Source organism: Acidaminococcus sp. (assembly GCA_022482815.1).
GTDB lineage: Bacteria > Bacillota > Negativicutes > Acidaminococcales > Acidaminococcaceae > Acidaminococcus.
This window is the reverse complement of sequence record JAKVOM010000001.1, coordinates 2,029,128-2,043,289: the sequence shown is the minus strand read 5'-3', so window position 1 is coordinate 2,043,289 and position 14,162 is coordinate 2,029,128. Positions and strand designations below refer to the sequence as shown.

Sequence of the window (14,162 nt, the reverse complement as noted above, 5' to 3'; positions counted from 1 at the left end):
GAATGCGCTCTTTTCCTATCGGCTATCTGCTAACTGCTATCTGGTGTGCTCCCCGTCAAGCGGAGACTAAAACATTTCAAAATCCTGCTTAAAAATGTATCATTTCTTACATATTCTTAAACAGCACTGGCATAGAAATTGTGGAACGCCATCGGGGACATTCTCATCAGTTTACGTTGAGTTCTCTTTGTATTGTAATATAGAATGTAATCCCGGATATCCCACTCCAGTTCTTCGATACTGTAGTATGTATGCATATAGATTCTTTCCCGCTTTAACATTCCCCAGAACCCTTCCATTGGGGCATTATCAAGGCATCTGCCGGTTCTGGACATACTTCTTGTTAAGTTGTACTGTTCTGCCATTTCCAGATATTCATTGCTTGTATATTGAAAACCCTGGTCTGTATGGACCAATGGATGTGCATTGGGATTCTGTTTGAAGGCTTTCCTGAAAGTCTCCATAACAAGAGGTGTATCATTACGGTCACTCATCGCATAGGATACAATTCTATGGTCATATAGATCTAAAATCGCGCTTAAATAGAGATGTTTAACAATATAAGTTCCACTGACAGGGCCTGGAATGTTAAGCCGGAATTCGGATACATCTGTCACCCACTTCTGGTCAGGCATGTCTGCATGGAATTTCCTGTTCAGTACGTTCTCTGCTTTGCGTGGACTGTTCTTGCCTACACGGCTATGGGTGCAGCCTTTTGGTCTCCATTTAATCTGGGAATGAATATGCAGCTTACGAAAAAGACGGTAACACCGTTTATCAGAGATATCGATGTTGCATTCTTCCCTTAATTTATCAGCCATCATGCGGTATCCCGCTTCAGGATATTTAATATGAAGCCTGAGAATATGGCAGCAGATCCCCTTGTTTATGAGCTCATTCAGGCTAAGGGGCGTCTTGCGCCAGCTATAGTAGGCAGAGGGGGAAACGTGCAGGATAGCACAACACTTTTGCACGGAAGCCCCATTTTCCTCGCAAACCTCTTGAATCGCTTCATACTGCTTACGATTACGAGTCAACGAAAGCGATTCCTTTTCGTCAACTCGTCCAGTTTTTTTAGAAGCAAAATCTCCAATTCGAGATCCTTGACTTTTTGTCTCAGGCGCACCAGTTCCTCATCTTTTGTTTCCTTGTGGGAAGGATCCATCGGCTTCTTCTTGGGTCTACCCTGATGGTTGGCCAGTCCTGAATTCCCGTCCTTTTCGTAGCGTTTAACCCAGTTGTAGACCTGACGATAGGAATAACCGTATTTTTCGGCTACAGAACGGTAATCACGGTTGGATTCCAGACATTCCTTGACGATTTTGCAGCGTTCTTCAAGGGTACTTGCCTTACCTTTCATGGATTTATCACATCTCTCTTGATAAGCGTAAGAATCTAATTCTCCATGAATATTATAATGCTTAACCCAGTCTGCAAGAACCCTGGGGGAACGGATCTTGTATTTCTTACAGATTTGAATGTAGCTGCCTTTACCATTCAGATAATCCTTAACGGCATTTTCCATAAGGGAAAGGGGATAGGTTTTCTTTCCCTTTTTCGGGGAAAAGGCTTCTGCACCCTCGTTCTTGTAATTCATTACCCAAACAGAAACGTTCTGCCGCCGGATACCAAGCTTTTTAGCCACTTGGTAGGTGTTGGATCTGTGTTCAAGGATATCTTTGACAGCGTTAAGTTTAATCTCAGGAGAGATGAATTTATTATTGCTCTTTACCATGACATGCCTCCTTAAAACATTGACATAATTTTTTTCTCCGTCTTAAGGGGAGCATATCAATCTGCTATCTGCCTTTTACTCTTAATACCCGAAGGTCTCCTTCGCTTTTTCCATATTCTCCCGGATATTGACATCAAAAGGACAGCGCGTTTCGCAGACACCACAGCGGATACATTCACCGGCATGATGCTCCAGCACTTTATAATGTTCCCGCACCGTCTCGGGGATAGTACCTTCTGCCACGGTAAGATTATAAAATTTCGTCACATCGGCAATATTGATCTGCTTCGGACAAGGCAGACAATGATTGCAGTACATGCAGTGACCTTTCCAGCTGATACTCGGGAAGGAAGCCAGAGCTTCGGCAAAGTCCTTTTCTTTTTCCGGCAATGCTTCATAGGCGACGCACTGGCGCAGCTGCTCCACAGAATGAGCGCCGCAGCAGATTGTAGCAACAGCCGGACGACTCAAAGCATACCCGATGCATTGTGCCGGCGTAAGCGCAGCTTTGGCAGGAGACAAAGAAGCATCCAGCAAATCTCCGCCGCCAAAGGCCTTCATGACCGTAATACCTACTCCGCGTTCCGCACAGACTTCATACAGTTTCTGACGATCCGGATCCATATTGAGCAAGGGCTTGGCATACGCTTCGTCCGCCCACAGCTGCTCCACATCTTCCCCTGCGGGCTGCAGGTCATAACAAGGATTGACACTGAACATCAAAACTTCAATGATTCCTGTCTCCACTGCTTTCAGCGCGACGACAGGATTATGGGAAGACATCCCTATATGTTTGATTTTCCCGGCCTTTTTAAGTGCAATTGCATAGTCAAGGATTCCATTATCATTGATGGTTTCCCAATCTCTCATAGAATCACAGTAATGGATCATACCGATATCCACATACGATACGCCAAGAATCTTCAGCATATCCTCAAACGCGGCCTTGACTTCCTTGAGGTTTCGCGTACGCAGGTACTGGCCGTTCTTCCACACAGAGCAAAGGTGCCCCTGGATGATAAATTTGTCCCTTCTTCCCTTCAGTGCTTTTCCGACAGCACGGCGCATGTCAGGGTCAGGAGAATAGAGGTCGAAGTAGTTCACCCCATCTTTTTCCGCCTCATCAAAAAGCTGCTTTGCCATAGCATTATTATCTTCGAAAAAGCCTTCGCAGCCCATACCGATTTCGCTGACGGTAAGGCCCGTTTTGCCAAGAGGTCTGTAGTGCATTGATAAACTTCCTTTCCTATTTAGTATTTAAAATAGAGCGTTGATTAAAATTCCGCATGCAAGAGAGAACAAAATGACATAGAGTAAATAGAACAAAAAATGTTTGGTGCCAAAAATGACTTTCAGGGCTCCCAGATTAGTAATCTTAGTAGAGGGTCCCGTAATCATAAAAGCAGCTGCATTACCGAGTCCCATTCCGCCGGCAATCCACTGCTGCAAAAGAGGAATCGTTGCCCCGCCGCAGGCATAGAGCGGTACACCGATGGTAGCAGCCATCAAAATACCGAATCCCTTCTGCGAACCAAAGAGCCGGATGAATCGGTCCATCGGCACATAGCGTTCAAAGCAGGCAGAAAGAAAAATACCCAGCAAAAACCAAGGGCCGGTCGCCTTGATATTGCGGCCGATATTTTTCAGAAGCCTGAGCAAAGGGTTAGGATCCGTGTCATGATTTTCCGGATCCCCAAAGGCGGAAAAATCAAAAAAGCCATCCCCCTTGTAAAAGAATGCAGTCAAAAGTCCCGCCCCGACACCGCAGAGGAAACAGGTCACAAGCCGGATAGCCAGTACAGTGCCGCCCAGAGCCGTACTGTAAATAATGAGCTGCGGATTGAGCAGAATCGAACTCATCATAAAAGCTGCCAGCCAGGAATCTTTCATGCCGCCCCGCGAAAAGGTAGCGGCAATAGGAAGAGTTCCGTACATACACAGCGGAGAGGCAATCCCGATAAGGCTTGCCGGGATTACACCCAGAATGCCTAAACGGGTCTGTCCCATCCGAAGCATAAGATTATGAATTTTTGTCTTGAAAAAGACGGATATGACGGATCCAATGAGGATACCGAGAATCCAGTACTCAAAAAGCTGATGAAACTGAATCTCAAAATAATAGGAGAGGTAGATAAACTCACGTTGTAGAATCGCAAACATGTGTTATCCCCTCTCCTTCATTTAAGAATAAACAAAGCAGTGACGGATGACCACCTCAGATGGTTTCCAGTACATAATTCCGACTGCCAAGACCAATTTGTGCCGCATATTCCAGCGTATGCAGTCCGTTGCGGGATTCAATGCGTTCCCTCAGGGACTTGCTGTCGGGAGCCGCGTAGACGAGATCGATGCAGGCCTGGTCCAGCGCCACGGGGTCTGTGGAAGCTAGAATTCCGATATCATGCATATCCGGTTCTGCCGGATTGCCGTCGCAGTCACAATCCACAGAAAGACGATTCATGACGCTGACATAAACAATGCGGTCACCAAGAGAATTGGCAACTGCCTTACCGGCTTCGGCCATGGATTCGAGGAATGCATCCTGCTCACCGCCGAAATTTTCCAAGCTCTTACCGCCGCTATGGATCCAGAGTTTACCTTTACTGGAGCCGAGTCCGATGGAAATATTTTTGATGGCGCCGCCAAAACCAGCCATTGCATGGCCTTTAAAGTGAGATAATACCAGATAGGAATCATAGTCCTTAAAAGCAGCACCGACATAGTCCTCTTTCAGGTGTTTGCCGCCTTCGACAGGAAGCGCGATGGAGCCTTTTTCATCAAGGATTTGGAACGGAGCAATATCTGTAAATCCGTGGTCCTTGGCGACCTGATAGTGCATCTTCGTTTCGCGGCGGGACCCGCCGTAAGCTGTGTTGCATTCCACAATCGTACCATTTACGGACTTTACGAGGTCTCCGATCAAAGCAGGACGCAGATAGTTGCTGTTAGGCGGTTCGCCGGTTGAAAGTTTTACCGCCAGCTTACCCGTCGGCGTCCATTTGAGCGCATCATAAACTTGCTTCAGGCCTTCCGGGGTAATACTCTTTGTCATGTAGACTACAGGTGCTTTTGTACCCTTGTCTACCTGATGGGCCAGTTTACTGTCAGCAGCCGCAGCAGATGCCGTAGCCTTATTCTGGGCAGGTTCTTTTACACCGGCAGATCCACCGCCGCACCCCGTTAGTGTTAAAAGTACAGCCGCACATGCCAGGAAAGAAACAAAACGTTTCATAATAGAGTCACCTCCGTTAGTAACCATATATAAATTCCTACTCTTATCATAGCTAAAAAAAATTAATATTCGCTAATGCTTATTATGCACTGATAACTATGCTTTACAGGCATAGAAAAGAAGAAGTATCACTTCGCCGGTATGGAAATTTTCGTACTTCCGGTCACTGCTTTGCTCTCTCTCCTTGATTTACCTGACTTGGTAGTCTATACTTTTGGTATACTATAATTAATTCTATGATTAAATCACCTTATACGGGGGTGGAAATAATGAAACGATGGAATAACGAAGCAGCCATGAGGATTGCCCTTATTACGGCTGCTTTTTGCGCACTTTCGCCCATTTTACAGGCGGAAGAAGCAAAGCCGGCAGAAAGCCGGGATCTGCGCAGCACTTCCTGGACGGAGCTGGCACAGGAATACGCTAATCCTTACGCAACAGAAAGTACGGACGGCGTCATGACTCCGGAAGTACTTTCCGAGTGGTGGAAAGTATTTCACGACGATACGCTCGACGAATTAATTAACCTCGCACTCACAAACAGCAAAGACATTACAGCAGCCCGTTCCCGCCTGAACCAGGCACGGGAACAAGTCGGCATTGCCAAGGCAGCACGCCTGCCCTGGATCAACGTAAACGGTGGCTGGATGCGTGGTGAGGTGCCGGATAATGTCGTAGATGGATTGACCCCTGATGGGCTTAAATCATACCCGCTCGGCATCGAAAATACCGATGAAGGTTCTTATGCGGGTATTGACGCATCCTGGGAAATTGATGTATTCGGCAAAACGCGTGCCAAGATTCGCGCTGCTTCCGATACCCTGCAGGCACGCAATGCTCAGCTCTATGGTACCTGGGTCAGTCTTTCTGCCGAAGTGGCTATGAATTACATCACGCTGCGTACGCTGCAGGAAGAACTCGCCGTGACGGAAGCTCACATTAAAAATCAAAAAGAAAATCTGGACCTGCTTCAGGTAAATCACGACGCAGGTCTCGTTTCAGCACTTCCGACCGACCAGGCCACGTACATGCTCCGCAGCAGCGAAGCCCGCGTACCGGAGCTCAAAAAAGCCATTGCCGATACACTGAACCGGATTTCTGTCCTTACGGGAACCGTGCCCGGGGCCCTCAATGACAAACTGCTCACCAGGCAGCCCCTTCCCGATATCGATGCACGCCTTTATAACGCGATTCCCGCCGAAGTGCTGCGTCAGCGCCCTGACGTCCACGCGGCTGAAAGAGCCTGGGCCGCACAGATTGCCCGGACCAGCGCGGCCAAAGCAGAATTAAAACCTAAATTTTCGATTCTTGGTCTTTTGGGCTTTGCTACTTTGACCGGCGGTCTCTTCTCTTCCGGCAGCCAGGGCTTTGCCATCCTGCCGCAGGTCTCTTTCCCACTCTTCCATGGTGGTGCGCTGAGAAAGAATGTCCGCGTGCAGAAAGAAAAGGAAAAAGAAATGCAGGCAAACTATGAAAAGACCGTCCTTCAGGCAGCCGGCGAAGTCCGTTCTTCTATGACAGCAATCACACAGGATCACATTCGCCGCGAGACCCTGGAACAGGGCCGCAATGCAGCTCGTGATGCTTATGGACTTGCCCAGAACCGCTTTGCCAACGGCATTTCCGACTATATGGATGTGCTCGATGCCGAACGCTCTTATCTGGAACTTGACCAGAACTATACGGTTTCAAAAGGAAAAGAACTGACTTCCATGGTTTCTCTCTTTAAGGCCCTTGGCGGCGGATGGAAACCGCTTGAAGCGCAGGAAGCTCAGGAAGCCGCAGCAGCCTCAAAGAAAGGAAGTCAGAAATAATGAAAGCACTGATAGCAAAGATTAAAGGAAGTAAAGTATTGACCGGGATAGCCATAGGGGTTATTGCCCTTCTCATTATCTTTTGTATATCCGCTCTCTATAAGGCTCATCAGGCCCGCATTGCCGCCAAAACGCTGACACTGAACGGCAACGTAGATCTCCGCGAAGTATCACTTGCCTTCAAAAACAGTGACCGTATCGATGAAATTCTCGTCGAAGAAGGCGACACGATTAAAAAAGGACAGGTGCTGGCTCGCCTCGACACGCAGGATTTGAAATATAAGATCAAAATTACCGAATCGGAAATTGCGGCACAGCAAGCTGCCGTAGATAAACTCCATAACGGAACACGTCAGGAAGACCTGGCCCAGGCTGCCGCAAAGTACAACGCAGCCACGGCAGAACGGGATTTCCTGCAGCGGGAATATGACCGCAAGGCCAATGCCTACAGCTCATCTAATGGCAAATCTGTCAGCCGTGAAGCCCTGGATGACGCCCGGTCTAAACTGGATGTTGCCGTGGCCAGGGCTAAAGAAGCAGAGGAAGCGAATAACCTTGCTATTGCTGGTCCTCGTGCCGAAGATGTAGCAGCCGGTGAAGCCAAACTGGAAAGCCTCAAGAACGAACTCAATCAGGAAAATTATACCCTCAGCCAATCCGAGCTGATTGCTCCGAGCGACGGCGTGATCCGTTCCCGCCTCCTTGAACCCGGTGATATGGCTTCTCCGCAAAAGCCGGTATTCCGTATTTCCCTCAATACGAAAAAGTGGGTACGCGTTTATGTGAAGGAAACAGATTTGGGCAAACTGCATGAAGGCAGCGAAGCCAGCGTCTATATCGACAGCTATCCCAATAAAGCGATTTCCGGTCAGGTCGGCTATATTTCCTCAACGGCCGAATTCACACCGAAAAATGTAGAAACGAGTGACCTGCGTCCTGCCCTGCTCTATGAAGTCCGCGTCTATGTAGATGACCCGGACAATCTGCTCCGCATGGGTATGCCTGCAACGGTCAAAGTATCTTTATAAAGGGTGAGGTTCATGGATGATACCATAATCCGCGCCGAACAACTGAATAAAACCTTTACAATCAAAAAAGGAAAAACGGTAGAAGCGCTGAAATCCCTGGATCTGACCGTTAAAAAAGGAGTACTCACGGCCATCATCGGTCCGGATGGTGCCGGTAAGACCACCTTTATGCGTCTTGTTGCGGGACTGATGAATCCTACAAAAGGCAAACTCACAGTGCTGGGACTTGACAGTGTCAGCGGTGCCGAAGAAATCCAGACGCGCATCTCCTATATGCCGCAGAAATTTGGTCTCTATGAAGACTTGACGGTCATGGAAAATATGAACCTCTATGCCGACCTGCACGGCGTCCCCGAAGAAACGCGTCCGGCGCGCTATAATAAGCTTCTCACCATGATGGGGCTTGAACGCTTCACAGGGCGCCTCGCCGGCAATCTGTCTGGCGGCATGAAGCAAAAACTGGGACTTGCCTGCACCCTCGTGCGTTCCCCGGAGCTGCTGCTCCTCGATGAACCAACGGTCGGCGTAGACCCTTTTTCCCGCAAGGAACTCTGGGAAATCGTGCAGCAGTTCGTCAAGGAGGAAAATCTCTCCGTGCTGGTCAGCACAGCATACATGAATGAAGCAGCCCTCTGCAGTCACGTCTACGTATTGAACAAAGGTGAAATCCTCGCCGATGGTACGCCTGACGATCTATGTCAGATTGCCGCGGGACGCTGCTTCAGCTTTCCCCCTCCGGAAGGCGTGCCGACACGCATTTTGCAGGCCCATCTCATAGACGACACCGAACACATCGTAGACGCAGTCCCGCGCGGAGGGGAAGTGCATTATATCCTGAAAGAAAACGTAACCTCTGTGCCCTATCTTGAAAAACATGGCATCAAGGCAAAACCGGTGGCTTCTACATTGGAAGATGGTTTCATGGTGCTGCTGCACAAGGCAGAAACAGAAAGTCTTCCCATACCGCAGGAAGAAGAAGACCTCCTCGATAAAGGCGGCCGTCCCGGTAATGAAGTCAACATTATTGTCAAAAATCTGGTCCGCAAATTCGGGGATTTTACGGCCGTAGCCAATACGTCTTTTGAAGTCCACAAAGGTGAAATTTTTGGACTGTTAGGCCCAAACGGCGCCGGCAAGACGACGACATTCAAGATGCTGTGCGGTCTTCTGCCTGCCACAAGCGGCTTTCTTTCGGTAGCCGGAGTAAACCTCCGTGTTGCCCGTACACAAGCCCGCGCCAACGTAGGCTATGTGGCACAGAAATTTTCGCTCTACAAGAATATGAGCGTTATGGCCAACCTGGAATTTTTCGGTGGTATTTATGGCCTGCCGCCTAAGCAGCGAAAGGAAAGAATCAAAGCCGTTGTCGATGAATTTTATCTGTCGGACCGCCTCGACATGAAAGCAGGCGACCTTCCGGGCGGCTATAAACAGCGCCTTGCCATGGCCTGCGCACTGCTGCACCAGCCAAAGATTCTTTTCCTGGATGAACCGACATCCGGTATCGACCCGCTGACGCGGCGCAATTTCTGGCGGCGCATCACGACGCTCGCAGCCCGTGGCACGACGATTATCATTACGACTCACTTCATGGAAGAAGCAGAATACTGCGACCGTTTCATGATTCAGGATAACGGTCATCTGCTCGCTATCGGCAGCCCTGCCGAAATTCGGCATAACCTCCACATGGAAGGTGCCGATATGGATGATATCTTCATGAATATCGTCGTGCAGGCACGTGAGAAAGGAGAGGAAAACAAATGAATGATTTCATCAGACGCATGAAAGCGCTCATTACCAAAGAATTCCTCCAGCTTTCCCGGGACTCAAGTTCGCTGCTGCTCGGTATCGTACTGCCTATTGCCCTAATCCTGATCATCGGATATGGGATTTCTCTCGATATCAAGAACATTCCCACCGTAGTCGTACTGGAAGATACCTCTCCTAAAGCACAGGATATGGTGAGTTTCCTGAACGGGTCGGCTTATTTCTCACCGACTTACGTGACAAGCCTGAAAGACGCCGAAAAGATATTTCTGAACCGGGATGCCAGCGTCATCATTGATATACCGCCTGATTTTACATCGAAGCTTGCCCAGGGAGATGCCAAAGTATTTGTTGCCCTCGACGGCGTTGAAACGGCTACGGCCATGACTACGAAAGGCTACATTGAAAGCAGTATTTCCTCGTGGCTCATGCACCAGCCCGGCATGGCGGGAGGAGCCCGCGTCGCCATAGAATCCCGCATGTGGTATAACGATGCCAATTCCAGTACGTGGTTTTTCCTTCCCGGCCTTATTATGCTGATTGTGACGATTGTCGGCATCATGCTGACTGCCATCGTCATGGCGCGTGAGTGGGAACGCGGTACTTTCGAATCGCTTTTTGTCACACCGGTACGGCCGATGGAACTGGTTCTTGCCAAAATCGTCCCGTATTTCTGTGTTGCCATGATCGGTGTCTTTATCTGTCTGGTACTTTCCCGTTTCCTCTTTGAAGTACCTCTCGTCGGGTCGCTTGCCATGGTTATCATCATTTCAATGCTCTACCTGATGGTTGCCCTGGGCGTCGGCCTTGTCATTTCAGCCATCACGAAGAATCAGTTTCTGGCCTGCCAGACATCCATTCTGATTAGTTTCCTGCCTTGCTTTGTACTCTCAGGATTCATCTTTGATCTGCGTTCCACGCCTATCGGCGTCCAGATTGTCGGGGCCGTACTGCCGTTCAGTCATTACCTGACGTGTATCCGTTCTCTCTTCCTTTCTGGAACGAACTGGAGCATCCTCTTGAAACAAGGCGGCCTGCTGTGCCTTTATGCAGTATTCTTTGTCGGTGCCGCTTTTGGCATGACACGAAAGAAGGTGGAATGATGGAAGGTGCAAAGCTTTATCTGCAGCAGTTCCTCGTTATGTGCCGCAAGGAAATTCTTGCTATCTGGCAGGACAAGGCTACACGGCTCATCGTGGTCATTCCCTGCATCATCCTGGGTTTCCTCTTTGGTTATGCAGCTAACTACAACCTCGAAGACGCCCCTTATGCCGTCGTCGACCTTAGTCACAGCAAAGAATCGGCAGACCTTCTGGCAGCCATCGATGGCACGCAGTTCTTCAAGCGCAAAATGACCCTCCAGAATGCCAACCAGGTCGAAAAACACATTGACAACGGCGATGTCATTATGGCCATCACTATCCCTCAGGATTTTGCAAAACGCCTTTCCAGCGGCCAGACTGCTCCGGTTCAGGTGATTACGGACGGCCGCAATACGGTTATTGCGGGACAGGCCGCAAGCGACATGGGACAGATTATCAGCCGCTTTAACGAGGCAAGGACAGGACACAAAAGTCCTGTTGAATTACAGATCCGCACCTGGTTCAACCCGAACCAGATTACCCGCTGGTTCTTCCTGCCCGGCATCATCGGCCTCTTAAGTTTTTCGCAGGTTTTCCTGCTGGCTGGTCTTTCCGTCGCGCGCGAACGCGAAGAAGGCACATTTGAACAGATTCTTGTCGCGCCCATATCTGAACCGCTGATCCTGCTTGGTAAAGCAATTCCGCCTATTATTGTCGGATTGATTCAGTGCACGATTTTGCTGCTCATCAGTCTCTTCTGGTTCAAGGTACCTTTTGCTGGTTCCTTCGTGGATTTTTACGTAGCAATTGCCTTTTATGTCCTCAGTTCCACCGGACTCGGCCTCTGTGTATCCTCCGTTTCCAAAAATATGCAGCAGGTATTGGTTTACGTTATTGTCATTATGGTCCCGATGGCACTGCTTTCCGGCATTATCACGCCGATTTCCAATATGCCGGCATTCCTGCAGTATCTGACCTACGCGGATCCGCTCCGTTTCGGTCTGGAACTCATCCGCCGCATTTACCTGGAAGGACTGCCGCTCAGCAGTCTGGCTCTGAACTTGATACCGCTGACGCTAATTGCCATCATTGCATTAACTACGGCCGGTTATTTATTTAGAGCAAATCTCTAAAAACCTAATAAAACAAAAACAGGAGTTATGAAGGAAAGTACATCATACAATCCTTTATAACTCCTGTTTAATTTCTGGTATGACACTTTTAGATTCCTGATTTATCCTTTTACATTCATTACGAGTTCTTTCAGCTTCGCCATTTCTTCGGCAGAAAGGGTCACGCCCTTCCCCATTTTGCTGTGGTCAGGCGCCCAGTCACGCAGATCATACTTCGGTTTCCCATGATTCCAGGAAACTACATTTAATTCCTTCGCCCATCCCTTCGGACTTTCCGAAAGGGTACCGATATGTTCTACGATTTCGTAAGAAAAATCATCTTTTGCCATGATATCACTCCTATTGGTTAGTGATTCTATTATAGCGGATTCACGGGAAAGAGGGAAAGAAAAAATAAAGCTCTGGCGCTGTCGCGCAAAAGAAAGCTGTGACGCTGTGGCCGCCTGCGGCGGCATTACTAAAAACAGGTTATGAAAAAATGATTTCATTTTTTCACAGCCCCTTGTCGCTTTCTGCAGCCCGCCGTCCGCATCCCGCCCGTGGAAGAAAAATGACCAAGGCATTTTTCTATGAACCTATAAAATAAAACTTGAAATTTAGGTTAACTGCTAAATTTCAAGTTTTATATAACATTTTATTTAAATCAAATGCATTAACACACTGTTGCAGGTGAAGCTAAGTGCCATAAGCCAAAAGCGCTTTTTATTTTTTTTACAGCCCTTTTATCGATGATCTTACTTTTTATTTTTGATACAAATGTCAACGGCCCGGCGCAGCTCTTCGATGCCTTCCTGTGTAGTCGCCCAGCTGGAAGCAAAGCGAACCACCGTGTTATTAGCGTCATAGGTTTCCCAGAACCCGAATTCCACGTACTTGCTGAGTTCTTTTATAACACTGTTTTCCAGAATCACAAACTGCTGATTTGTCGGGGAATCAATATAGAACGGGCATCCGGCATCTTCAAAAATCTGACGGATTTGTTTTGCCTTCTCGATGGCATTTTTACTGATGCGGCGATAAAGGTTATCCTTGAACAAAGCGGCAAACTGGACGCCCACAAGTCTGCCCTTGGCAAACAAAGCGCCGTGCTGCTTAATTCTCGTCAGGAAATGAGACGGTTCCTTGCCGTGTGGAAATACGATAGCTTCACCGTTCAGGGCGCCGACTTTCGTTCCGCCGATATAGAACACATCACAAAGCTTGGCAATCAGAGGCAGCGTCACATCCGTACCTTCTGCTTCCAATCCGTATCCGAGACGAGCTCCGTCGAGGAAGAGTTTCAGATTATGCTTGTGGCAGACGTCGGAGAGATCCTTTAATTCCTGTGCCGTATAAAGCGTGCCGTATTCAGAAGGATGAGAAATATAGACCATACCTGGGAAAACCATATGTTCATAGTTCCCGTCATTATAGAAACGGGTTACATATTCTTCCACATCTTTTGCAGAAGCCTTCCCATCATGGGCCGGAAGGGTCAGCACTTTATGACCGCTGAACTCGATAGCGCCGGCTTCATGTACATTGACATGGCCGGTCTGGGCCGCAAGGACACCTTCATAGGATTCCAGCATCGTATCGATGATGAGTTGGTTTGTTTGGGTTCCGCCGTTTACAAAGTAAACAGAAGCTTTGGGGTCTTCGCAGGCCTCACAAATTTCATCAGCGGCCAACTTGGAAAAGCGGTCGGCACCATAACCGGGAGCCTGTTCCATGTTGGTTTCACAGAGAGCCTTGAGCACGTCTTTATGGCAGCCTTCCAAATAGTCACAAGCAAAAGAATACATAATCAGTGAACCTCCTTTATTACAATGGTCGATAGTATAAAATCATGGATAACCACACCGTCTTTGTCCCCGTATTGCGATAGGAATGAGGGACATCAGCGAGAAAGTGAAGGGAATCCCCTTCATTCAAATCGAAACTTTCATCCCCTGCGGTAATCCTGACCTTTCCCGAAAACACGGTAATATATTCCTCCGTACCGGGCATATGCGGCTGTGCCTCCAGATGGCCGCCGCGGTCAATGCGGATACGGTACGTTTCAAAAAGCCGCTTCTCATCAAAAGGAAAAATTGGATAGTTGATATAACGGCCGTCGCCTTCAGTCAACGGCTGGATCGTATCAACCGGAATCATCCGGTTCTGCTGTTTCTTATCTTCCATCAAGGAAGAAAATTTAACCTTGTACCCATTGGCAATTTTCCAGAGCACGGAAATGGTCGGATTCACATCTCCCTTTTCAATAGAAGAAAGCATGCTTCGCGAAACGCCCGTGAGCCGCGACGCTTCATCAAGTGTCAGTTGTTTTTTTGCACGGATTTCTTTCAGGTTATCGGCAATGTTGTCCTGGATATTCATATTCCGCCTCCTT

13 protein-coding genes are annotated in these 14,162 nt (G+C 48.4%); 5 read left to right on the top strand and 8 right to left on the bottom strand.

Annotation, left to right across the window (positions count from 1 at the left end):
- Positions 1 to 116: 116 nt before the first annotated feature.
- The 5 genes from LKE33_08795 to LKE33_08775 form a co-directional block, all read right to left on the bottom strand.
- Positions 117 to 1,037 carry an IS3 family transposase gene (locus LKE33_08795; GenBank protein ID MCH3951010.1) on the bottom strand — a complete coding sequence of 307 codons (921 nt, stop codon included), beginning with the start codon at positions 1,035 to 1,037 and terminating at the stop codon, positions 117 to 119.
- Positions 1,034 to 1,735, bottom strand: coding sequence for a transposase (locus LKE33_08790; GenBank protein ID MCH3951009.1), 702 nt, complete (start codon positions 1,733 to 1,735; stop codon positions 1,034 to 1,036). Before LKE33_08790 ends, LKE33_08795 begins: the two co-directional genes overlap by 4 nt.
- An 81-nt stretch (positions 1,736 to 1,816) precedes the next feature.
- Complete coding sequence (locus LKE33_08785) at positions 1,817 to 2,965, bottom strand: aldo/keto reductase (protein ID MCH3951008.1); 1,149 nt, start codon at positions 2,963 to 2,965, stop codon at positions 1,817 to 1,819.
- Between the two features lie 27 nt (positions 2,966 to 2,992).
- A complete protein-coding gene (locus LKE33_08780; GenBank protein ID MCH3951007.1) occupies positions 2,993 to 3,895 on the bottom strand; it encodes a permease in 903 nt (300 codons plus the stop codon).
- A 55-nt stretch (positions 3,896 to 3,950) separates the two neighbouring features.
- Positions 3,951 to 4,967 carry a DUF362 domain-containing protein gene (locus tag LKE33_08775; GenBank protein ID MCH3951006.1) on the bottom strand — a complete coding sequence of 339 codons (1,017 nt, stop codon included), beginning with the start codon at positions 4,965 to 4,967 and terminating at the stop codon, positions 3,951 to 3,953.
- A gap of 269 nt (positions 4,968 to 5,236) precedes the next feature.
- On the opposite strand from LKE33_08775, the gene LKE33_08770 reads away from it, so the two are divergent.
- Genes LKE33_08770 through LKE33_08750 form a run of 5 tightly spaced genes read left to right on the top strand, consistent with a single transcriptional unit; the run spans position 5,237 to position 11,791 of the window.
- Positions 5,237 to 6,781, top strand: a complete 1,545-nt coding sequence (locus tag LKE33_08770; GenBank protein MCH3951005.1) for an efflux transporter outer membrane subunit — start codon at positions 5,237 to 5,239, stop codon at positions 6,779 to 6,781.
- Positions 6,781 to 7,809 carry an efflux RND transporter periplasmic adaptor subunit gene (locus LKE33_08765; protein ID MCH3951004.1) on the top strand — a complete coding sequence of 343 codons (1,029 nt, stop codon included), beginning with the start codon at positions 6,781 to 6,783 and terminating at the stop codon, positions 7,807 to 7,809. Before LKE33_08770 ends, LKE33_08765 begins: the two co-directional genes overlap by 1 nt.
- 12 nt (positions 7,810 to 7,821) lie before the next feature.
- Positions 7,822 to 9,573, top strand: a complete 1,752-nt coding sequence (locus LKE33_08760) for an ATP-binding cassette domain-containing protein (protein MCH3951003.1) — start codon at positions 7,822 to 7,824, stop codon at positions 9,571 to 9,573.
- On the top strand, positions 9,570 to 10,679 hold the full coding sequence (locus tag LKE33_08755) for an ABC transporter permease (protein ID MCH3951002.1): 1,110 nt from the start codon (positions 9,570 to 9,572) through the stop codon (positions 10,677 to 10,679). Before LKE33_08760 ends, LKE33_08755 begins: the two co-directional genes overlap by 4 nt.
- Positions 10,676 to 11,791, top strand: coding sequence for an ABC transporter permease (locus tag LKE33_08750; GenBank protein ID MCH3951001.1), 1,116 nt, complete (start codon positions 10,676 to 10,678; stop codon positions 11,789 to 11,791). The genes LKE33_08755 and LKE33_08750 overlap by 4 nt, the downstream gene beginning before the upstream one ends.
- Positions 11,792 to 11,892: 101 nt before the next feature.
- Here the strand turns inward: LKE33_08750 and LKE33_08745 are convergent, their stop codons facing one another.
- The 3 genes from LKE33_08745 to LKE33_08735 all read right to left on the bottom strand — a co-directional run bounded on the left by LKE33_08745 (position 11,893) and on the right by LKE33_08735 (position 14,149).
- Complete coding sequence (locus tag LKE33_08745) at positions 11,893 to 12,120, bottom strand: YdbC family protein (GenBank protein ID MCH3951000.1); 228 nt, start codon at positions 12,118 to 12,120, stop codon at positions 11,893 to 11,895.
- A 405-nt stretch (positions 12,121 to 12,525) separates the two neighbouring features.
- Positions 12,526 to 13,575, bottom strand: a complete 1,050-nt coding sequence (locus LKE33_08740; GenBank protein ID MCH3950999.1) for an aminotransferase class I/II-fold pyridoxal phosphate-dependent enzyme — start codon at positions 13,573 to 13,575, stop codon at positions 12,526 to 12,528.
- A gap of 19 nt (positions 13,576 to 13,594) precedes the next feature.
- Positions 13,595 to 14,149, bottom strand: a complete 555-nt coding sequence (locus LKE33_08735; GenBank protein MCH3950998.1) for an XRE family transcriptional regulator — start codon at positions 14,147 to 14,149, stop codon at positions 13,595 to 13,597.
- Positions 14,150 to 14,162: the final 13 nt, after the last annotated feature.